Here is a 22,711-nt window from a genome sequence, read left to right as displayed (position 1 = left end):
TAATAGTAGAAAAATAATTAAGCTTTTTCATTACAACTTGCTCACCATCCTGATAAGGCTACCTTTGAATTTTAAATTCTCCTTCTGCATCTGATTTCAAAAAATAAGACCAAGATTTATTCCTTAAAGTCGATGTAGTCCAAAATCTTTTCTGTAATCCTTTTTTTATAAGTTCTCCTGAGTCCATAGGAATTGTCACATTACTTTGTTTCTTAGCCAAGTCTAAATCAAGACGATTAAATTGTATTAACGAATCCGATAGACCTTGGTTAAATGTAATTAAATTCGAGGTTTCTAAGTTAGATGTAAATGACACATCTGCAAAAGTCCTATAGGAGCCACTTGCGTACTTATCCGGAAGAAAGAGCTTCGCGTAAATACCCTTCGACTTATTTTGAGTAGCGTCTACAACGATAAAACGATGAATTTTTAATACACCGGATTTATTGCTTAAATTGATATTCCCTTTGGATAAATCGGATATCATGATCGAACCTGAACTATACTTATAATTACTAATGGTCGTTAAATTCGTACCCGTCGTGCCGACCTCTCTCATCTCATTCAGGTCGCTGTACTTCCCGGCATCCGTGCCCTCTACGTCCATATAACGCAGTAAAATGGCCGATACTTCTGCACGAGTGGTGGAATCTGCAGGTTTCAATGTGCCATCCTGGAATCCATCGACAATGCCTGTCCCACGGACAAGGGCAAGATACGGAATCTGCTCAGCACGAATGGTGCCGCGGTTCACTTCCGGTGTGGGGAGCAGCGTATTTTTTGTATCGTTAAAAGCATCCTGAAAGCTGCTCCCGGACTTAATCAGTCCATTGGCAATCCATTTCATCATCTCGTAACGCTTCAGTTCCGCATTTGGATTGAACCCTTTGGCATAATCATCAGTGTTAATGAATCCTTGTCCGACAAGTTGGCTAACCGCCGCTTCAGACCAATGTCCCTTGAGATCAGCAAAGGGATTCTGTCCCTCTACCTTCTCCAGTCCAGTCGCACGGGCAAGTATGGTCGCATATTCCCCACGCGTGATTTTGCCATTAGGACGAAACGTTCCGTCCTGGTAACCTGAGATCAGATTTTTTTCATAAGCTTTGGCAATTGTCGCTTGAGCCCAGTGGCCCTTGATATCTTTGAACTTGCTAAGAGCAGTATCACTTGTTCCCGATGCGGCATTCGCTTTTGACGTCAAATGTACGGGTCCAACGGACAATAGTGTTCCTGCCAATACAGCTGTCGCTAACAAACCGACAATCCAACCGTTCCGTTTTTTCTTCTTCTCGTGTCCATTAATCTGCTTCTTCAATCTACTCACGCTCCTATGTACCTTAGTATGGGGATGCTTTACTTGGTCAGCCTAGTCACTTCTCTTCATAACCAAAACCTAAATTTGCCATAATAATCAATATTCTACCATGTTGTACTAGGCTATTGGTATTATTTTTCGTCCATCCCCATCACGTTAAGGCGTGCGCCCCTCCTTCCATAGACCCACTTCATTCGCCTAAAACACAAAAAAAGGCCATGAATCCGCAGATTCATAGCCTTATGCTTTAAGGGTGTGGTCTTTCTTATGATATTGGAAAATGAATTCACTCATAGAATAAACCATATCATTCCATTTGATCAACCTTTTTTTATTTCACCCAGCTTTATTTTCCGTTCAATTCCTTATAGGAAGCTTCCAATTCCGTAATCAATTGATCACCACCAGCTTTTCTCCAGCTTGCGATTTCCTGCTCCCAGCCTGCATCATCGATTTTACCCATAATGTACTTTGTCTGTGCATCCCAGATCATCTGATCCAGCTCCTGACCACGCTCAGTATAGATTGCCGAAGACAAGGTGAGTGCCGGATTGGCGATGGCGTATTGCTCATTCTCACGCGCCATCTTTGTACCTTTCATACCAATTGGAACATCAACCAGTTCAGGCACGTTATAACCTTCAATACTTAACAGATTATCCCGGTATGGCTTCACTTCACGCTGATAAGCGTCAAAATCCTTAAGTTCGGTTTTCCCATCCGCAGTCTTGGTGTAGTGCACATCGAGCAATCCACGGAGCTGCAACGCACTTAATTCCTCATCCATCAACTGATCCAGGAACGTGAGCACCTGCTTCAATTGCTCCTCATCCGTTACGGATGCCTTCGGGATGACCAGCATTCCGTAGTTTCCTGGCTCGCCGGCGATGCGAATACCATCGGTTCCCTGGAATGGAGCCACATCAATCTCTCCGTCCGGAGCATTAGGCGTAAGCCGTTGCTGAGAGGACTTTCCGTTCTGGGCCACACCGTTAAGCTTCATGCCAACTAGGCCGGAATCCATTTTTTTGTCCGCATCAGAAGGGTCCAGAGCAGGGAAATCACTATTAATCAGTCCCTCGCTGAACAGTCGCTTGAAGAGCTTCATTGTATCCACATATTCGGTGGTCAAGAACTCCGGGGTCAGTTTCCCGGCATCATCCACACCCCATTTGTTGACGCCCCCAATACTTACAGCAATCCGCGTCAGTGGGGACGAGACACCCTCATTATACTTTTTGAAAAGCAGTGCACCGTACGTATCTTCCTTACCATTCCCGTCAGGGTCATCCTTACGAATAGAGCGCATCACTTCATACCAGTCATCTAGCGTTTTTGGTATATCCAGCTTCAACGTATCAAACCAGTCCTTGCGATATACGATCGCAGTCCGTCCAATATCCCGGAAGTTCGGAATACCGTAGACCTTGCCTTCAATTTTGATATTGTTAAAATAAGCTTCGGATTGGGCAGACAGGTTCTTATAATCCTTCAAGTAAGGCCCCAGTTCCCAGAACAGTCCCGTTTTGGCGGCATTAAATGTGGTCGGTACATAATTCACACGCATAATGGTCGGCATCTCGCCTGAAGCAACCATAACATTCACCTTATCATCAAAAGCAGACTGCGGAATCCACTGTACATTAACATCCGTATTTGTATATTCCTCAATCTTCTTTTCAATCCCGTTCTCCTTGGCCGGTATATCTCCTACCTGCATTAAAGAGATGGAAATGGGAAGTTTACCTTCCCCTGCAGCAGGTGCTTTTTCTCCCCCGCAACCTGCAAGCAATCCAGCGGACATTGCACCAATTACAACGATTCCGCCTAAACGGGACATTGGACCTTTTGGACTCATGAACCATCTCTCCTTTTTGATAGCCAAATTGTTCAGCAATCTTGCCTCACTTTACTCAAACCAACCATGTATGCGCTATCATAAGTGTTCTAAAAAGAAGAACCAGCATTACGCCAGTTCAATCTCCACTCCCGCCAAAATGAACGGAGCGACCGACTTCGGATCATTGATCCGAATGGACTCAGTCACATAATACTCATAGGACCCGTCACGATACGGGCTTCCTCCAAGACCGGCTCCGCCGTTACACTGCGTCAGGGACAGCACGCCTTCACGGTCCGTTTGCAGCAGATGCTGCACCAGACCCTGATATCCTTTTTCCGCAACCGCTTTGAACTTGCCACTCAGATATCCTTTACGCACACCTTTGGCCAATGCATAGACAAACATCGAGGTCCCGGAAGCCTCCAGATAGTTCCGCTCACGTCCCGGTTGATCCAACAAATGTGGCCATAGTCCGGTCTGCTGATCCTGCACATGCACTAGTGCGTTTGCTACCCGTTCGAAGATACCCACAATCTGCCCGCGTTGCGGATGATCTACCGGCAGATAATCCAAGGTATCCACAACCGCCATCACATACCAGCCCATCGCCCGACTCCAGACATGTGGTGAACATCCCGTCTCACCCGAACTCCAGCGTTGCTCTTTGCTCTCGTCCCAGGCATGGTACAAGAGACCACTACGCGGATCACGTGTACGTTGCTCCACCAGCAAGAGCTGCAGAGCCGCTTTGTCAAACCACTTCTCTTCCCCCGTCACTGCCCCATACTGGGTCAGATACGGAGTAGCCATATACAATCCATCCAGCCACATCTGGAAAGGGTAAATCTTTTTATGCCAGAATCCCCCTTCACTCGTATGTGGCTGTCCCTTAAGCTGAGTCATAAGCAACTCCGCAGCTTTGCGATACTTCTCTTCTCCCGTTTTCTCATGCAGCAGGAACAGTGATTTTCCCTGATTGATCTGATCCAGGTTATATTCCTCGATCGTATAGGAGCGAATAGAGCCATCTTCCTGAACAAAATGATCCATCAGCTCACGGATATAGTCAAAATACTTTTGCTCCCCCGTGTACGTATACAGCTCCTCCAGCGCTTTCAGTAAGCAGCCGTTCTCATAATGCCAAGTGGAATACAGCTCATGGTTGCGATAACTTTCCATGAATTGCTGTGCCATGCGCACCGATGTGAGTTGCAGTGTTTCCTTCATGATCAAGCCTCCGCTTCCGGCTCCTTATTGAGCCTGTTTTTTGTAATCTTCGGCATATTCCTCACGAATCTTGTTTCCACCCGCATTGCCCCAATTCTCGATTTCCTTTTCCCAGCCACTTTGATCGATCTTGCCCATAATGTATTTGGTTTGTGCATCGGCAATCACCTGATCCAGATCCGCCCCACGGTCACCATACGTTGGAGAATATAACGTCAGCGCAGGGTTTGGCACAGCGTGCTCCGCCAGTTCCTTGGCAAGTGCCGTACCTTTTTCACCCAGTTCGGTATCCTTCAATTTCGGTACGTTATATCCTTCCACATAAGGAAGGTTGTCACGATAAGGTTTCACTTCACGCTGGAATGCATCGAAGTCACTCATCTCCACCTGATCTTCGCCCACTTTGGTGTAATGTTTGTCTTCCATACCACGCATCAACAGGGTCGCCATCTCAGGGTCCATCAGTTTATCCAGGAAGGAGAGCAGGTTCTTGAGTTCTTCTTCCGATTTCACCGTTGATTTAGGGAATGCCAGAATCCCGGAGTTACCCGTCTGTCCTGCAACACGATCTCCGTTCGCGCCAAGCAAACCAGCGATGTCTACCACACCATCCGGATTGTTTTTGGACAGACGCTCTTGCTGACTTTTTCCGTTCTGAGCAACACCAACACGGATACCAACAACACCGGAATCATACTTTTTCTCCGCTTCCGTAGAGTCGAATACCGCAAAATCTTGATTCAGCAGTTTCTCATCGTACAAACGTTTCAGCAGATCCAGCACCTGCATATATTCCGGTGTCATGAATTCCGGCGTGAAGCTGCCATCATCTTCGACCTTCCACTTGTTAGGTGCACCAAAACTTACGCCAAGGCGCGTCGTGAAGGAATATTGATCCTCATTATATTTTTTGAAAAGCATCAGTCCAAACGTATTATCCTGACCATCTCCATCCGGATCGGAGGTTGCCAGTGTCTTGATCGTTTCATACCATTCATCCGGTGTGGCTGGCACCTTGAGATTCAGCTTCTCGAACCAATCCTTGCGATAGATTACCGTAGCCCGCGCAATATCAGAGAATACAGGAACCCCGTAGATTTTGCCCTCTACCTTGATGTTGTCAAAAAAACGCTCGTTCTGTGCCGACAGATTTTTGTAGTCTTTCAGCAATGGCCCCACTTCCCAGAACACGTCATTACGCATCGCGCTGGTCACGGTAGGGTTATACTGCACTTTCACAATTTTTGGCATATCACTTGAAGCGATCATCACGTTAATTTTGTCATTGTAGGCCGAAGCCGGAATCCACTGGATATCCAGTTTGGTATTGGTATACGCTTCAATCTTTTGCTGAACTTCATTACCTTTGCTTGGCACATCACCCACCTGTGCAATGGCTATGGACACATTTTGTACGCCGCCCTCGGCAGCCTGACCCTCGTCTGATCCGCATCCTGCCAGCAAACCTGTCACCAGTGCCAGTGTGCTCAAGACAGCTACGGCTTTCTTTTTTGTTGCTTTCATAACATGAAAACCTCCCTTTTTTATGCAGTCATAGTGAACTGACTTTGAACCATGTGCCGACTCAACCTTTCACCGAACCCAGCATCACGCCTTTTGCAAAGTGCTTTTGCAGGAATGGATATACCAGCATAATCGGGATCGTGGAGAACACGATAACGGCCATGCGAATGGTAAGCGGCTGGATTTCTGTCTCTTCGATACTCGTGTCTCCGATTCGGCTCTGTGCCAGAATGACAATCTCACGTAGCCAGACTTGGACAGGCCACTTCTCACTATCGTTGATATAGATAACAGCGCTGAAGAAACTGTTCCAGTGGGCCACCGCGTAAAAGAGTGAAAATGTCGCCATGGCTGGCATGGACAACGGCAGAACAATCCGGAACAATACGCTGACATCGTTACATCCATCAATTTTGGCTGCATCCTCCAGTTCGTCGGGAATGGCCTGGAAGAAGTTTTTGAGTACGATCAAGTTAAATGCACTTATAGCAGTAGGTAACATCAGCGACCACAACGTATCTGTCAGGTGCAAAGATTTCACGACAAAGTATGTTGGAATCATCCCGCCACTGAAGAGCATCGTGAACAATACACCGAGCAAAATAGGCTGGCGTCCACGCAAATATCTTCTGGAGAGCGGATACGCCATAAGTGACGTAAACAGCAGGTTAATGAAAGTACCGATCACGGTAATATAGACCGATACACCCAGACTGCGAATCAAGGTATCTGTAGAGAAAATGTAACGGTACGCAGCCAGAGAGAACTCTTTTGGAAAAAGAATGAATCCTCCCTTAGCCACTTCATGCGGACTGGTAAATGAGACAGCCAAAATATAAATGAACGGGATGACCGTCACAATTCCAATCAACAGCAGCAAGCCGTGATTGAGAAAATCAAAGATCCGGTTGCCCCACGTTTTATCCTGTTGCATTTTAATGTTCACTCCTGTCTGGTGAAGAACGTCTACTCCCGAGGGTTAGTAGACGCCTTCCTCCCCGAATTTTTTGGCCAGCGTATTGGCACCAAGAACAAGCGCCAGCCCGACAACCGATTTGAACAACCCGACAGCAGCGCTGTAACTGTACTGTGCCTGGGTAAGACCCTTCGTGTACACGTAGGTATCAAATACCTCGCCCACATCCCGGTTTGTCGGAGTTAGCATCAGGAAGATCTGTTCAAAGCCTGTATCCAGGAAATTTCCCAGACGCAGAATGAGCAAAATGACGATGGTACTGCGAATGGCCGGCAACGTAATGTGCCAGGTTTGGCGCCACCGATTGGCACCATCAATCCGTGCAGCTTCATAGAGCTGTGTATCAACACCGGAAAGCGCCGCCAGGAAGATAATTGTGCCCCAACCAACTTCTTTCCAGATGGATTGTCCAACAATCATCGTTCGGAACCAACCGGGTTCAAGCAGGAACGCCACTTTTTGTCCAGTCAGGTTATAGAGCAATTCATTAATCGCACCACCCTCAGTTGTGAACAGCATGTAGAACACACCGACAACAACAACCCAGGAAACAAAGTGTGGAACATAAACAAGTGTTTGTACAAATCGTTTGAACCGTTCACGGCGAACTTCATTCATCATGAGTGCCAGTACAATCGGCAGTGGGAAAAAGAACACGATGTTATAAATGGCAAGTAAAAACGTATTTCGAAATAATGTCCAGAACTGCGGTTCTCCGAAGAAACGCTGGAAATGTTTGAACCCTACCCAGTCACTTCCCAAGATGCCCTTGTAAGGCGTGTAATCCTGAAAAGCCATCGTGATGCCATACATGGGTATGTATTTGAAAATAACAAAGTAAAGCACACCCGGTATTAACATGATATACAGCCACCGGTTTTTGATAATGTCCCTCCACAGCAGGTTTTTGTCACTGCGGGTAGCGGGCCGTGTTCGAGCCGCCGTTTCGGCTTTCATATTGTCTTCCTCCCCACATTGGAAACGATTACAAAATATCACTTCCTGAATTCATGTCTTCATTGTGGAGGATAAACGAATGACTGGCTATCGTCTCGTTTTAGCCTTTTGTTTTCCCTTATGTAGCAAGGCTTTAGCCCATTTCCCCCACAAAATCTAAAGGTGAAATGAACTGCTTTCAACCTCCATATTCCTGTCTTAACTTCATGGAGAAAAGCGGTCTTCTTCCTTCATCCAAACATAAAAAAGCCTGCCTGCCATGGCGGGCAGAGCAGGTTTGTTTTATCGCTGCTGTTCCCGGTACTTGCCGGGGGTTGTTCCTGTAATTTTGCGAAACGTACGGATAAATGCGGTTGGGTTGGTATAGTTTAATTTCTCGGCAATCTCCGATATTTTAAGATTTGTTGTTTGCAGCCAGGTCTTTGCTTTTTCCATACGATACTCTGCGAGATATTCCGTAAAATTGACTCCTGCTTCCTTCTTGAATACCCGACTTAGGTAAACAGGGTGAAAATTAAGCTCAGCGGCACAGGCTTCCAGCGATAATTCACGATCATAACGTTCCTCAATCAAACGAATCATACGTCTCGCAATATTCATGTATTGGGACTCTTCCTGCTCTCGCCAGAAACGGATGACGGGCAAGAACAGCCGCTTGCGGAACCAATTGGTCATTTCGTCCAATGTGGACAACTTCAGCAAATGTGACATCGATGCTTTTTCACCCAGTACTTCAGCTACATCCCCGCCCTGCTCCTGCACAAGCTGATATACACGAGACAATAACTGAACCATAATGACGGGGTATTCACTGAAATGAAGCTTTTTGTCTGCAAGCAGTCCCAAATATTGCTTAAAGTAGGCGTCCGTCTTCTCCTCATCTCCTTGCTTGAGCGCAGACGCAAGCTGATCCTCGATCATACGTAACTGGGTATACAACGCGGCTTCCATCTGACCACGTGGCTGTATATCCTCGTAATGCAAAATAATACGGCTGCCCAGACTGACCCGGCCTTGCAGAGCCTCTCGGCTCTCCTGAACCGCTCTTGGCGTATCGCCAATACAAGAGTAGTAACGACTGATGCCGATACTTACGGGCAGATTAAGATAAGTTACGACACGTTCACGAATCCAGTCTGCCTGGGTATGCATCCATTCCTTCAGCTGCACCTCATCCGTCAGTTCGGAGGCAAGTACGGTGACCTGAGCATCATCCAGCATGACCGGGGTGAACCGAACTGCCGAAGGAAGGAGCTCACCTACCATATTGTTGACAGCAAACAGCAGCAGATCGCGATCCTGTTCCTCATATCGGGTCCCTTCCAAGGTATCGATCTGGAGCATGAGTACACCAAGACTCGCCCAGCCTGTCGGGAAATCGTACAATTCTCCCTGATATCTGAAATCTTCTTCCGAGATTTTACCTGTCAGCAGTTTGGTCATAAAAAACTCCTGGAGGTGCACATGCTGCCCCTTCATCTGCTCACGCATCGTTTTCTCCGAACTGAACAAGGTTGACAATTGCTCCTCAATATAGATAAATTCATCTTGACGGCGTCCTGACGGGGCAACTGGGGAATCCAAACCCTTCGTAAATTGCAGCAGTCTGGAGATTGGTGAGTACATCCGCCGACTGCCGTATATGGCGAACAATCCCGTTACACACAACATGACCAGTGTAGCGATACCGGTAACCAATGCAATTTTCTGTGACTGGGCCGTGATCTGTCCAAGAGATACAACGGACACGTATAACCAGCCATTGAGCGGAGATTGCCTATAGCTAACCGCCACTTGATTACCTTCAACCTCCGCACTGAAGAAACCCTCTGGCTGGCCCGTCGTTTGCACCATTTCCTGAATTTCCTTATTCAGCGCGTCATATTTCCCGCCTTGCTGCATATCGTTCAGAAAATACTTCTGCTCCCGATCCAGAACGTACATATCTCCAGAATTCGTATTTCGGCTCAAGTATGTACTCAGTTCCGTATCGGCGATATCAATTACAAGAAATCCCTTTGGTTTCACATTGGTTGGTATCATCGGGATTTTGAATACCATACTGACCACATTATCCGATGATATAAGAGCAGGTGCCTGTTCGGGTGTTAGTTCACCCATACCTGCTGACACAGGTACACTTTCTTTGGCTGAACTGGCATTCTGAGTGACCCAGAACAGGCTGTTGGTATAACTTAGGTAGGAGCCAATTCGGTCTCGAATGCTGAAATCATCCAATTTGCCAAAAGAACGCATCGAAACGACCCAATCTTCATCCAGATTAACCAGATAGGCTTGGTCAATGTTCGTAACCGCTTGCAAGTTGTTAAAACCGGAGGTCAGATCACGAATCTCCTGAAACTCGCTGCTGTCTAGTGGTTTCTTCATCGCTTGTAGTACCAAGGGCGAATTAACATACTGGATGGAGGATAATTGCAGGCTGCGCAGAACTTGTTCCACCCTCATTTGGGTCTGATGCAATATCTGAAGATTGCTCTCACGCACTTTCTGTTCAATGTCACGTGATGCAATCGTATACGAGACCGAACCAATAACAATGACCGGAAGGGCTCCGAGGATCAGGGTAAAACAGAGCAAACGCAGTAAATACTTCGGCAAGAAGAGCATCCTCCTTTATACGTATGTTTATTAAAATAAATCGCTTTCATTGGATTATTTTACTATTGTTATTTTAAAACCCATTCTTATTCAAGTCCACTCATTTATTCTAAAGGTTGACTTCAAACCAATTTCCAGTTTATATTGGTTGCATATTCCTCAATCAAAGGAGAGATTTTTAATGTCGGTGAATGTTCTTAACTAACCAAGTTTCATATTCAGGAGTTTGGCCTTTCATTGCGCTTGTGCCCATATGGCATACGTGTGTTTCATGATGCGCCAGATCCCTGTACTTAGTTAAGAACAGCGGATATCATAAATCGCCTCCGGGATTGTAATTGTCCGGGTCTATTTCCGCGCTGAGTTCAGCGCGGATTTTTTAATATAGACCTGTAGTGGACTTTGCTTTCCCATACGTTTAGGGCGGAGAATGACGTTTGTTCATTCTCCGCCCTTTTTGCGTTTTCCAGGAATATGTTTCAGCGCGTCAACTGAAATCCCAATTCAAATTCAAGGAGAGATTACGCATGAATGAGAACACATTAAACAGTTTGGGCTATCCACAAATTCAAAAAAATGTTACAGACTGCGCCCTGTCTTATCTGGGCAAACGTTATGCGAGAGAACTAAAACCGATGGTAGATGCTCACCTGATCGAGATTCGCCTGGAAGAAACAGCAGAAGCTGCTGCGTTGATTCGCTTCGGGGCCAGCATCCCCCTCCCTTCACTCGACGGAATGGAAACCATTATGGATCTGCTTGGCACCGGTTATCTATTCAGTGAACGCGACTTCAGTCATCTCACTCAGTTCCTGCGAAGCTGTGCACAACTTATGAAATACATGGAGGGCAAATCCGGGGCCGCTCCCACTGTCAGTCGTTATGCAGCATCCATGATTCTGATCGAACCTTTGCTGAGTGAGATCGAGCGCTGCATCCATAGTGGACGCATTCAGGATCAGGCAAGCAAAGAATTGATTCGAATTCGTAAAAAAATAACGGTGAATGCGGAACGCATGAAACGAAAACTTGATTCTCTGGTGAGTAAACATCGCTCCATTATGCAGGAATATGTCATCAGCCAACGGGGAGGAAGAACGGTGCTGCCCATTAAGAAAGAGTTTCGCAAACAGGTGAAAGGCAGTGTGCTGGATGAATCGGGGAGCGGGCAAACCGTGTATATTGAACCCGTTGAATTAGTAAGTCTGCAGATGGAATTGGCTGCTCTACAAGCCGAGGAGTCCCGAGAGGAGATGAGAATTCTCGGTGATTTAACCTCCCTGGCCGAATCGTATAACCGTGAAATCGCCCTCAACACCGAAACGGTAGGTGTATTGGACTTCCTGTTTGCCAAAGCCAAATATGCGGCCACCATGGATGGGCGTACCGTTCGAGTCAATACTCAGGGCCACATTAGCCTTCAACGTGCACGTCATCCGTTCATGGGTTCTTCCATGGTTCCCCTTGATTTTGCAATCGGCAGAACATACTCGTCGCTCATTGTTACTGGCCCGAATACCGGTGGTAAAACGGTCGCACTCAAAACACTTGGTTTGTTAACCCTGATGATGCAATCCGGTTTGCTTATTCCGGTAGAGGAAGGTGGCGAGATGGCCGTTTATAACGAGGTAGCGGTTGATATTGGTGACGGACAGAGTATGGAACAAGCGCTCAGTACATTCTCTGCACATATTCGCAATATGATTGGCATACTGGAACAGGCCAATACGTCGACTCTGGTGCTCATTGATGAGATGGCTTCCGGCACAGATCCCGGTGAAGGTGTTGGACTTTCTATCGCCATGCTGGAGGAACTTCACAGCCGCGGAGCAACCGTTGTGGCGACAACACATTTTGGTGAGATCAAACATTTTGCAGCTGCCACCCCAGGATTTGAAAATGCCCGCATGGAATTTGACATCGTTTCTCTCCAGCCGCTGTATCGATTGCGTATCGGAGAAGCTGGTGAGAGCTATGCTTACTCCATCGCATTAAAGCTGGGCATGCCACAGCGAATTATAGAGCGATCCAAGTCCCTGTCCGATCAAAATATTTCGAGAGATCGTACATTAGGGTTCACGTCACCTCCTTTGGAAATACCGGCCCTGACGCCTGCAAAATCGATTGCAGAATCAGTCAGCCCAGCAGAGTTATCCAGGAAGAACCAGTCGAAACAGTCAAAGGATTCAATTCGTCTCAACAAAAAAACAACACCCAGAGAGTCGGATTCTCCTGCTTCTGCCAAAACTTTTCGCAAAGGGGATCGGGTGTATGCGGCCTATCTCAATCAGTCGGGCATCGTCTGTGATGTCGAGGATAGCCGTGGAAATATCGGGGTCATGCTGCGAGGACGCAAAGTCAAAATCCATAAGAAACGCCTGACCCTGCATATATCTGCCAATGAGCTTTATCCAGGTGACGATTATGACTTGGACATTGTGCTAGAAACAAAGGAAAATCGTAAGAAGCGTAAGTTGATGGGACGCAAACATGTGGAAGGCCTACAGATCGAATTACCGTCTGAAGAGTAGCCGATGGTAGAAACAGATGTGGTGAACTGGAAGTCATATATACAGAGTGAAATCCATAATCACCGGCGTATTTCTGTTATACTGGGACCAGTATGTTTAACTTCAGCTCGTAGCTATTCACAGGGAGGGAAGAACCCAATGTCTGCAGAACAAGACAACCAAGAGCGCAGCAATATCGATGTTCTTGTCTGCCCATTATGCGGGGAAGCTAATCGATGTTCCTATGCCGCAGGACATCCTCATTCGGAATGCTGGTGTAACCGGGCTACTTTCCCCGAAGGTGTATTTGACCGCATTCCCGCAGAGCAGCGCCGAAAATCGTGCATATGTCAACGCTGTTTGGACGACTATGCCAATAAAAGCCAACCAAAAGAAGAGCCACACAGTTAACAACTGTATGGCTCTTCTTCTATTATGCATTATCTAGACTGTTAGCCTCGCTACCACTGCTCTTACATTTGGTTATACTGGGCAACAGCCTGTTCAAGCACCGGATGATGCTCATCCATGGACGTATAATGGTGGAGTGCAGCTGTAATCCCCTTCTGGCGGATCATGTCCTGCAGTTCAACTGCTTCCGGATCATCGGAGACATCGAACTTGCAGGCTGCTGCCATACCCATAGCCAGATAAGTCGTATCAGTTCCATCCGCATATGCCTGAAGGGCCGGGCGAACCAGACGATCATTCGGAGACAACTTGCGCAGCGGGGAACGACCAACACGAGTAACCTCATCGGTAAGATACGAGTTGACAAACCGTCCCAATATTTTGACAATATACTGCTCATGTTCTTCCGGGTTGAATGCAAAACGCTTCACTAGAACTTTTCCTGTTTCCTGCAAAGCACCGTATACAATCGATTTCACCTTCTCGTCGGCAACAGCCTTCTGAATCGTGTCATAACCGTGCACATTACCGATATATGCTGCAACGCAGTGTCCTGTATTAACCGTGAACAGCTTCCGTTCGATATACGGCTCCAGATCATCGACATATACAATGCCCTCAACCGGTTTGAATGCAGGAGCCATCTGGGAACGATCTACCACCCACTCGTAAAAAGGCTCCACCTGTACATGCAGAGGATCTTCATGATGCTGAATAGGTACAATCCGGTCTACGGCCGAGTCGGGAAAATAAATGTACTGATCTGCAAGGGAACGTACCTCTTCATTAAGCAGAGCATATACATGCTCTTTCAATTGCGTACTGGCTCCAATGGCGTTCTCGCAAGCGATAATGTGAAGCGGGTTTTGTACCGGACCCGAATTCAGTCTTTTCTCAAGTCCCTTTGCAATACCTGGTGCAATATGTTTCAGCACGCCTACGCCCACCGCGGTTGTAATCAGATCAGCTTCCATTACGTTTTGGGCAACCGTCTCCAGCTGGGTTCCATCGATTGCATTTACACCTGTAACGGTCTCCTGATCCTTGCTCTCGTTGGCCAGTTCCACCGTATACTGCCCCCGTTGCTGGAGAGCCGTTACCAAGGTCTGATTCACGTCGGAGAAAACAACCTCATACCCTGCACGGGAGAGGATCAAGCCGATAAACCCGCGTCCAATGTTACCTGCGCCAAAGTGTAGGGCCTTCATAGATCCATTTCACTTTCCAGAATAGTTATAACTTCTTCGGCTGTTTTCGCCAGACGCAGAGCCTCCATATTCTCATCCTCAGCACAGATCACCGCGATGCTAGTCAAGATCTCCATATGTTCCCCGCCTTGAGCCGCGATACCAATGACCATATAAGCCTTTTCTTCGCCAAAATCAACACCTTGTGGATACTGAATGACAGAGATACCTGTGGATAAAATGAAAGCTTTGGATTCCTTTGTACCGTGCGGAATAGCCAAGCCGTTCCCTACATAGGTCGAGACAATCTCTTCCCGTTCAATCATCTTCTCAATGTAATCAGCGGTAATATGTCCCGCATCCTTCAGAATCTGCCCTGCCATACGAATCGCTTCGTATTTGTCCTGAGCCGTCGCATTCATGATGACTTTATCTGTTGTTAACATACTCATAATGGTTGACCTCCAATTTCGGTTTTACTGCGATAAAATCCTACCAGTTCCTGGGACAGGTAATGAATGAGTTCATCCCTGATTCCCTTTTCCAGCAATGTAATCATTTCTTCCTGTAATAACAGTGCGCTGATCTCACTGAGAACCTCCAGGCTTTCCTTGGATAATTCTCTGGGACCAAGCATCAAGAGGACATGGGTAACTCCTGCCGGATCATCCGGCGTACGAAGGAGTGGCTCAGTGAGCTGAAACAAGCTAATGGACGGCCTGTAGATCCCCTCACTGCGTGTATGAAACAGCGCAAGTCTTGTGCCGGGAATCTTCTGACTCCCCACTGCCTCACGTGCCTCCAACCGTTTTGCGACCTCCTCCGGTTCCTTCAACACACCAGATCCATGGAGTACGTTGCACATCGCATACACCGTTTTATAGAATCCGACATCTTGGTTATCCAGCGGATACACCTGAAACTTGCCAATAATTCGGACGATTTCAACTAAGATAGCTTCCATTCCGTCAGGATCCGAGTAACGACTTGTCGTCTGAACCTCTATTTCACGGGGCTTATTATGCTGTCGTTGTAACGTTGTTGTTCGGATAAAATGACGCAGACTTTCGCTCTCTTCTGCTGTGAGCAATGGACTCACTTTGTAATACTGATGCTCATCCATCGGCAGATCAACAGTGGATAACACCAAATCATATTGATCTGTAGGTATACGGGCAGCTTCATACCAGGACACGCTGTCCATGATCCGAATCTCGGGAATCTCCTTGGATAATCGGCTGGAAAGCATGCGTGATGATCCAATTCCGCTTGTACACACGATGATCGCCCTGATCTCCCGTTTCAGTGCACGTAATCTCTCGATGGAAGCGCCAAAATGCATGACCAGGAAACCAATTTCCTCATCCGGAACGTCTGTGCCTGGCCAAGCTTGCCCTACAGATTTTTTGACATCTTCAAAAAGTGAATCATAATCCTTGCGAATCTGCTGCAGTAGCGGATTACGAATTATCTGTTGCCCTTCAATCCGCTCCATGACAGGTTGCATATGACCAAGCAGACCTTCACGAAGCAAACGATCCTCATGAAAGGCGTAATGCGTTCTCGCCTGCATCTGATCAATCAGTGAATGTACCCTATCCAGTAAAATTAAATCGTCTATTGGCAACAGCCGCGAAGAATGAATCCGCTGCTCTGTCTCAACTAATAGTCTGTGAAAATAAGCTTGCTCATCTTGGGAGAATGTCAGCCCCAGCTGGGTCGATAACACACCACACAAGCGGGAAGCCATATAAGGTGGAACCTTCATCTCATCCTGCTCTGCGACTTCATCTCCCTTGTTCTCCAGGGGAGGTATACGGCCAATGCCAAAGCCTTTACGAATACGTACAACCGCTACGGATAATTGAATCAGCAACTTCATGTATTGGCGTTCCGGGATGTTCTCCAGCCATTCGATATCTGGTTGCCATAACGCATTTTCGACCGTAAGTACATCACCATGTCCAATCATATCCAACAATTTTTGGTTTACGATGGAGCCCCCTTGTTCAGGTTGTCTTCCGAACAGGTCGGATTCATCCAAAAATTCGAGAGCAAGTGCAGCTATGGCTGTGCGATGAATCGTCTCACTTCCATTAATCTTGACGCCATATCCACGTCTGCGAACCAGCTTTAGTCCCGCCTGACGAATCCGTGACTCCAGATCGTCCAGATCAGTGGTTACGGTGGATACGGTCACTTTCAGATCCGAAGCCAAGGCGAGTAACTTTACAGGCTCCGGTTCATCCAGCAGGATGCAAAGCATGAAGAGCTTACGCTCTTCTGGCGTAAACTCTACATATTCTTTACCCTCTAGTTGCTGGCGCAATACAGCCAGATCATCGGAACTGGCATCGATTCGGATACCGGTTCCTGATTTTTTTTCCAGCCTCATGCCCAAAGGTTCAAGCCATTGTTCAATCATTTGCAGCTCACGGTGAACCGTTCGGGTACTGACCTTTACTTCAACGGCGATTTCGCCGGCAGTTACTTCATGTGGATGCTCTAGCAGAAACTCCACGATTTCACGTTGTCTTTTGGTAATACTCATATCTCAGCCTCCGGCTCAGGGAAAACAAATGCGTGCAATTACTTTAGACGTTCAACGAGCGCATCGTATTCCGGGCTTTTTAGGAAGTTGTCGATGGATATATGTTCTGCATTCGGTGCAACGGAGCGGGCACGATCGGTCAATACTTGTTGTGTGATCACCACGTCTGCATCCGGCGGGATATCACTGATAGCCGTATTGGTCACCGTTACGTCAATCCCCTCTGCCTTCATCTTCTTGCGTAGAATGGAAGCACCCATGGCACTTGACCCCATGCCTGCATCACAGGAGAAGACAATTTTCTTCACGTCTGTTTTGACGGTAGAAGAAGCCATATCTGCGGCTCTGTCTGCTTCACGTTGATTAGCCGTAATACCAGCGTTTGGCAGGGTTCCTTGACTCTTCATGTCTTTCATCCGACTGGATGCGGACTCCAGATCTTCGTCCTTTTGTTTACCCGTTTTCAGCAACACTGCTGCAACCAGGAAAGAAACGACGGCTGCTACAAGCACCCCTGCGAACATCGGCAGGTATCCACCTTTTGGTGTTAAGAAGAAATACGCGATAATACTACCCGGTGATGGTGCTGAAACAAGTCCTGCTCCGGTGAGCATGAATGTTAATGTACCTGCGACGCCACCCGCAATTGCGGCAAGAATCAGAATCGGTCTCATCAGAATGTAAGGGAAGTAGATCTCATGAATTCCCCCGAAGAAATGAATGATTACGGCACCCGGTGCAGAAGATTTGGCCATTCCGCGTCCGAAGAAACAGTAAGCAAGTAAGATACCAAGTCCCGGACCCGGGTTTGATTCAAGCATGTATAATACGGATTTTCCTAATTCTCTCGCTTGATCTGTTGCAATTGGTGTAAGAATCCCGTGGTTGATTGCATTGTTCAGGAACAATACTTTACCTGGTTCAATGATTAGGTTGACCAGCGGCAGCAAACCAAGATTCATTAAGCCCTGTACACCGGCAGATAATACTTTGCTAATCGCTTCTACAGCAGGCCCGATGCCCAGTAGCGCAAAAATCCCCAAGATCCCGCCAATAATACCGGCTGAGAAGTTGTTAACAAGCATTTCAAATCCGGCTTTAACTTTACCTTCAATGGATTTATCGAACTTTTTGATAATCCATGCTGCCAGTGGTCCGGCAATCATGGCACCGAGGAACATCGGGATATCACTACCCACGATGACCCCGATGGTCATAATGGCACCGACGACACCACCACGCTGACCATGCACCATCGTACCTCCGGTGTAACCAATTAACAGTGGCAGCAAATATTTGATCATCGGATCAACTAGCTGTGCAAGCGTCTCGTTAGGGAACCAGCCTGTTGGAATGAACAGAGCCGTAATTAATCCCCAGGCGATGAACGCTCCCATATTTGGCATGACCATACCACTCAGGAATCGGCCAAAACGCTGAACACCAACCCGTAGCCCACCTTTGGAATTGGACGATTGGTCCAAATTACTCATTGTATTATCCTCCTTGGATCAAGTGATTATGATTTATGAAAGGGGTATCATTTCTCCCCTGCTGTAATCCTAAGCGAGAATGCTCTCCTGTTCAATGAAATGAAAGCGTACTTTCGTCATGAACAATGATGACAACATTAGGTTATGTAATCGTTTTAATTGATGCATAATGGCTGAACCCATTGGTACACAAGACTTTTTTCGCCTATGACTTTTATCATTTCCAGAATCATTTTCTAACCTATAGCTTGGTCCAATCAGGTGATTCACATCCACAATCTGTTACAATCCACATTCAAAACCATTCTTTTAAAGCACAAAAAACCTGTGCAAGCATCCGGCTCACACAGGTCAAAACAATATGAAGCTCATTTCATTTGGTTATAAAATATATGTTAATAAGTACAAGTTCGTTAAAACTATTCTTCCGTATGTTTCCGATACGCGTCTGCATTCATCAATGTAGACAATGCTGCTGTCAGTTCTCCCTCAACACGGATCTCAATCATCCAGCCTTCCTCGTAAGGAGAGCTGTTCACAAGTTCAGGGGAGTCCTGCAACGAATCATTCACTGCAATAATTGAACCTGTGACGGGAGAGAACAAGTCCGACACCGTTTTGACCGATTCGATCGTTCCAATGCTGTCCTCTGCTTTTACATTGGTTTCAAGGTCAGGCAATTCCACAAACACAATGTCACCCAGCTGATGCTGCGCGAACTCGGTAATGCCAATACGTACAGTATCCTCCCCTACGGTTTGCACCCATTCGTGCTCTTCACTGTACAGGAAATCACTTTTCAATTCGCTCATCGATATCCGCCTCGCTTTTCATTAAATGAGTGCATGCGTTCTTTGACCTTAACCTTTTTCCCAGAACATAGCGTATGACATTTTTGAATCAAATGTCAAGATACCTCACAATTTATTTGCTGAACACCTCTAAATCCTGTAACCGGATTACACTCTTTCTTCATATACTGGTGAATATTAGAATAGTAAGCGTACTCTTTATAAATACACGAACAATAACATAAAAACTAAATTAAATATTCGGTTTTAAATCATTATCTATGATATCGTTCTTGACATCGGTAGTGGATTCACGTTTTAATGAGAGGAGTAAATGTGTTTATTGGACTATGTTATACCCGCGGATGAATGTAAAGGGAGAGATTACCCGTGACACCCGATTCGGGATGTACATGAGGTAACGCCGAAGGAGTAAACCACCGATAAGCGGGGGTGAATCTCTCAGGCAAAAGGACTTTTACGGGACGCAACTCTGGAGAGCATCTATTCGCCCTGTGCGGGCGTTATGATCACCCAAGGGGAAACCTGCTGCACAACGTAGCGGGGTAACTCTCAGGTACAAGGGACAGAGCCTTAGAATACAGCGTGCTACTTGGCATGCCGATTCTTTGGCCTGTCCTTTTCCTTTTTCCCAAAAAACGAAAAACAGGATGTAGAACGGCGCTGCCATAGCTGCCCTTACCATACTTATGTGATGAAAATATCTAGCTAAAAATTTAAAAATACCCTGGTTCATTGATCCACGATTGTATATCCGGCCGGCTCACGGCCCATGACGAGGTGATTTGATGTCCGATTTGCTTAGAACACCACTCTTCCCACTATATCAGCAATACGAAGGCGTACGGTGCATTGATTTTGGAGGCTGGGAGCTTCCGGTACAATTTAGCGGAATCCAGAAAGAACATGAAGCGGTACGCGAGCGCGCGGGACTGTTCGATGTATCCCATATGGGCGAATTCACGGTACAGGGTGAGCAGGCTGAAGTTTTTTTGCAACAAATGATGACTAATGATGTGACCACGCTAGTTCCCGGTCAAGCCCAGTACACCCTGATGTGTTATCCAGATGGCGGTGTGGTGGATGATCTGCTCGTGTATAAGCTGGAAGATCAGCATTATATGCTTGTGGTTAACGCCTCCAACATCGACAAGGATTGGGCGTGGCTGCAAGAGCACTTGATCCCCGGCGTAAGTATGACCAACGATTCGGAGCAAACGGCGCTGCTCGCCTTGCAAGGTCCACTGGCTGTAGATATTATCGGGAAAGTTACAGATACGGATGTAAGCTCGATTGAACCGTTTCGTTTTGTGCAGGATGCTGAAGTATGTGGAGTAAAATTACTGTTGTCCCGTACCGGATATACCGGTGAAGATGGCTTTGAACTATATGTTCCTGCGGACCAGGCTGCTGTGGTCTGGAATGGATTAATGCAAGCCGGTGAAGGTCACGGACTTGTACCGACAGGCCTCGGTGCTCGGGATACACTGCGCTTTGAAGCAAAGCTCCCTCTGTATGGACAGGAATTGTCGGCAACTATCTCTCCGCTTGAAGCTGGCGTTGGCATGTTTGTGAAGCTGAATGCCGGACCTTTTATCGGACACGAAGCCTTGTTACAGCAAAAAACTGACGGGCCCGCCCGCAAACTGGTCGGCATCGAAGTGTTGGAGCGCGGTATTCCCCGCCCCCACTATCCGATTTACGCCGAAGGCGTACAGATTGGTGAAGTGACAACAGGCACGCAATCACCTACATTGAAGCGTAATCTGGGGCTTGCCCTCATCGACAGCAAATACGCTGCGCTGGGAACCCCGCTTGAGATTGAGATCCGCGGCAAGAAACTAAAAGCCGAGGTCGTGAAGACCCCTTTTCATAAACGGACACGTACGTCGAAGACACCTACTCAAGGAGCTGATCAAGCATGAGCAAGCACCGTTACATTCCCATGACTGAACAAGATCAGAGCGCCATGCTCGCAACCATCGGTGTGGATACGCTGGAAGATCTGTTTCAGGACATTCCAAAAGAGATTCGTTATCAGGGCGAGCTACCTGTATCCTCCAAACTCGATGAATATGCGCTGACACGTCACATGTCCAAACAAGCCGGCGCCAACGCCAATTTCGAAACACACGCCAGCTTCCTCGGCGCAGGCATATACGATCATCATGTTCCTTCCGTCATCAATCATGTCATTTCCCGTTCCGAGTTCTACACTGCCTACACACCTTATCAGCCTGAGATCAGCCAAGGTGAACTACAGGCCATTTTCGAATTTCAATCCTACATCTGTGAATTAACCGGTATGGCTGTAGCCAATGCCAGTATGTATGACGGCGCAACAGCTTTTGCGGAAGCCGGTAATTTGGCCGCAGCGGCAACTCGTCGCAAACAGCTCATCGTATCCCGTACCGTTCATCCGGAAGCCCGTCAGGTATTGCAGGCGTATGCGCACGGACTCCGTCTGGAGATTGTCGAGATTGGTTATAAGGATGGCGTCACTGATTGGGATGCCCTGCAAGCCGCCATATCGGACGATACCGCTGCTGTCATGATCCAGAGTCCGAACTTTTTTGGTGCTGTGGAAAATGTGAAGCAGGCTGCCGACCTCGTGCATGCGCACAAGGGCCTGCTCGTTGTAAGTGCAAACCCGCTATCGCTGGGTCTGCTGGAAGCCCCAGGCAAGCTGGGTGCCGACATCGTTGTAGGTGATGCGCAACCCCTTGGCATCGCCGCTTCACTCGGCGGCCCGACATGCGGATATTTCGCCGTGTCCCAGCCTCATATGCGCCGAATTCCTGGCCGAATTGTAGGCCAGACCACGGATCGCAACGGCAAACGTGGTTTTGTACTCACACTGCAAGCACGTGAACAGCATATCCGCCGCGAAAAGGCGACATCCAACATCTGTTCCAACCAAGCTTTGCTTGCACTCAGCGCATCTGTGTATATGTCCATCATGGGTAAACAGGGTATGATCGATGTCGCGGATCTGAATTTGCAAAAGGGTCATTACACCCTGAATACATTAACTGCAATTCCTGGAGTTAGCCTTACTTTTAATGCACCAACATTTAATGAATTTGTGATTAAGCTTCCTGAAGGAACAGACGTGGATGCTCTTCAGTTGAAACTGCTGGATGCAGGCTTTATTGGTGGCTATGAACTTGGACGTGATTATCCTGAGCTTGCCGGACATATGCTGATTGCTGTTACCGAACGACGCAGTAAGGAAGAGATTGACGAATTCGCACGAGCATTGGAGGGATCGCTGTGACTCAGG

Annotated in this window: 16 protein-coding genes and 2 riboswitches; of the genes, 4 read left to right on the top strand and 12 right to left on the bottom strand. The window is 47.2% G+C overall.

Going from position 1 to position 22,711, the window contains the following annotated elements; all coding sequences use genetic code 11:
• Window positions 1–58: 58 nt before the first annotated feature.
• From MKY28_RS02915 to MKY28_RS02885, 7 genes are all read right to left on the bottom strand, one after another.
• Window positions 59–1,318, bottom strand: a complete 1,260-nt coding sequence (locus tag MKY28_RS02915) for an S-layer homology domain-containing protein (RefSeq protein WP_340934762.1) — start codon at window positions 1,316–1,318, stop codon at window positions 59–61.
• A gap of 346 nt (window positions 1,319–1,664) precedes the next feature.
• The gene (locus MKY28_RS02910) at window positions 1,665–3,176 is read right to left on the bottom strand and encodes an extracellular solute-binding protein (RefSeq protein WP_051447457.1); all 1,512 of its coding nucleotides are present in this window, start codon (window positions 3,174–3,176) and stop codon (window positions 1,665–1,667) included.
• A gap of 108 nt (window positions 3,177–3,284) precedes the next feature.
• Window positions 3,285–4,388: a glycoside hydrolase family 88/105 protein gene (locus MKY28_RS02905; protein ID WP_340934760.1), complete on the bottom strand. Its 1,104-nt coding sequence runs from the start codon at window positions 4,386–4,388 to the stop codon at window positions 3,285–3,287.
• Between the two features lie 24 nt (window positions 4,389–4,412).
• The gene (locus tag MKY28_RS02900; RefSeq protein WP_036674498.1) at window positions 4,413–5,912 is read right to left on the bottom strand and encodes an extracellular solute-binding protein; all 1,500 of its coding nucleotides are present in this window, start codon (window positions 5,910–5,912) and stop codon (window positions 4,413–4,415) included.
• A 61-nt stretch (window positions 5,913–5,973) separates the two neighbouring features.
• Window positions 5,974–6,846, bottom strand: coding sequence for a carbohydrate ABC transporter permease (locus MKY28_RS02895; protein WP_036617041.1), 873 nt, complete (start codon window positions 6,844–6,846; stop codon window positions 5,974–5,976).
• Between the two features lie 45 nt (window positions 6,847–6,891).
• Window positions 6,892–7,845, bottom strand: coding sequence for an ABC transporter permease (locus tag MKY28_RS02890; RefSeq protein ID WP_017686861.1), 954 nt, complete (start codon window positions 7,843–7,845; stop codon window positions 6,892–6,894).
• Between the two features lie 282 nt (window positions 7,846–8,127).
• The gene (locus MKY28_RS02885; RefSeq protein ID WP_340028576.1) at window positions 8,128–10,464 is read right to left on the bottom strand and encodes a helix-turn-helix domain-containing protein; all 2,337 of its coding nucleotides are present in this window, start codon (window positions 10,462–10,464) and stop codon (window positions 8,128–8,130) included.
• 527 nt (window positions 10,465–10,991) lie between these two features.
• Here MKY28_RS02885 and MKY28_RS02880 point away from each other — a divergent pair.
• Both MKY28_RS02880 and MKY28_RS02875 read left to right on the top strand, forming a co-directional pair.
• The gene (locus MKY28_RS02880) at window positions 10,992–12,995 is read left to right on the top strand and encodes an endonuclease MutS2 (RefSeq protein ID WP_340934757.1); all 2,004 of its coding nucleotides are present in this window, start codon (window positions 10,992–10,994) and stop codon (window positions 12,993–12,995) included.
• 138 nt (window positions 12,996–13,133) lie between these two features.
• The gene (locus tag MKY28_RS02875) at window positions 13,134–13,385 is read left to right on the top strand and encodes a cysteine-rich CWC family protein (protein WP_338706872.1); all 252 of its coding nucleotides are present in this window, start codon (window positions 13,134–13,136) and stop codon (window positions 13,383–13,385) included.
• 62 nt (window positions 13,386–13,447) lie between these two features.
• On the opposite strand, the gene MKY28_RS02870 is transcribed toward MKY28_RS02875, so the two are convergent.
• The 5 genes from MKY28_RS02870 to gcvH all read right to left on the bottom strand — a co-directional run bounded on the left by MKY28_RS02870 (window position 13,448) and on the right by gcvH (window position 19,428).
• Window positions 13,448–14,593, bottom strand: coding sequence for a mannitol-1-phosphate 5-dehydrogenase (locus tag MKY28_RS02870; protein ID WP_340934755.1), 1,146 nt, complete (start codon window positions 14,591–14,593; stop codon window positions 13,448–13,450).
• Window positions 14,590–15,024, bottom strand: coding sequence for a PTS sugar transporter subunit IIA (locus tag MKY28_RS02865; protein WP_282320444.1), 435 nt, complete (start codon window positions 15,022–15,024; stop codon window positions 14,590–14,592). Before MKY28_RS02865 ends, MKY28_RS02870 begins: the two co-directional genes overlap by 4 nt.
• Entirely contained in the window at window positions 15,021–17,123 is a 2,103-nt protein-coding gene (locus MKY28_RS02860; protein WP_340934752.1) for a BglG family transcription antiterminator, read from the bottom strand. Before MKY28_RS02860 ends, MKY28_RS02865 begins: the two co-directional genes overlap by 4 nt.
• A gap of 38 nt (window positions 17,124–17,161) precedes the next feature.
• Entirely contained in the window at window positions 17,162–18,616 is a 1,455-nt protein-coding gene (locus tag MKY28_RS02855) for a PTS mannitol transporter subunit IICB (RefSeq protein ID WP_076319876.1), read from the bottom strand.
• A gap of 419 nt (window positions 18,617–19,035) precedes the next feature.
• On the bottom strand, window positions 19,036–19,428 hold the full coding sequence (gene gcvH, locus MKY28_RS02850) for a glycine cleavage system protein GcvH (protein WP_340934749.1): 393 nt from the start codon (window positions 19,426–19,428) through the stop codon (window positions 19,036–19,038).
• Window positions 19,429–19,772: 344 nt separating this feature from the next.
• A riboswitch (glycine riboswitch) is annotated at window positions 19,773–19,895 on the top strand.
• A 3-nt stretch (window positions 19,896–19,898) separates the two neighbouring features.
• Window positions 19,899–19,999, top strand: a riboswitch (glycine riboswitch).
• Between the two features lie 217 nt (window positions 20,000–20,216).
• On the opposite strand from gcvH, the gene gcvT reads away from it, so the two are divergent.
• Window positions 20,217–21,353 (top strand): glycine cleavage system aminomethyltransferase GcvT, encoded by a 1,137-nt coding sequence (gene gcvT, locus MKY28_RS02845; RefSeq protein WP_036617019.1) that lies wholly within the window; start codon window positions 20,217–20,219, stop codon window positions 21,351–21,353.
• Window positions 21,350–22,705 (top strand): aminomethyl-transferring glycine dehydrogenase subunit GcvPA, encoded by a 1,356-nt coding sequence (gene gcvPA, locus MKY28_RS02840; RefSeq protein ID WP_340934747.1) that lies wholly within the window; start codon window positions 21,350–21,352, stop codon window positions 22,703–22,705. The genes gcvT and gcvPA overlap by 4 nt, the downstream gene beginning before the upstream one ends.
• The last annotated feature ends 6 nt before the right edge of the window (window positions 22,706–22,711 follow it).

The organism is Paenibacillus sp. FSL R5-0473 (assembly GCF_038004565.1).
Taxonomy (GTDB): domain Bacteria; phylum Bacillota; class Bacilli; order Paenibacillales; family Paenibacillaceae; genus Paenibacillus; species Paenibacillus amylolyticus.
Note: the sequence above shows the minus strand (reverse complement) of the source record. Positions and strands in the feature narration are given on the sequence as shown.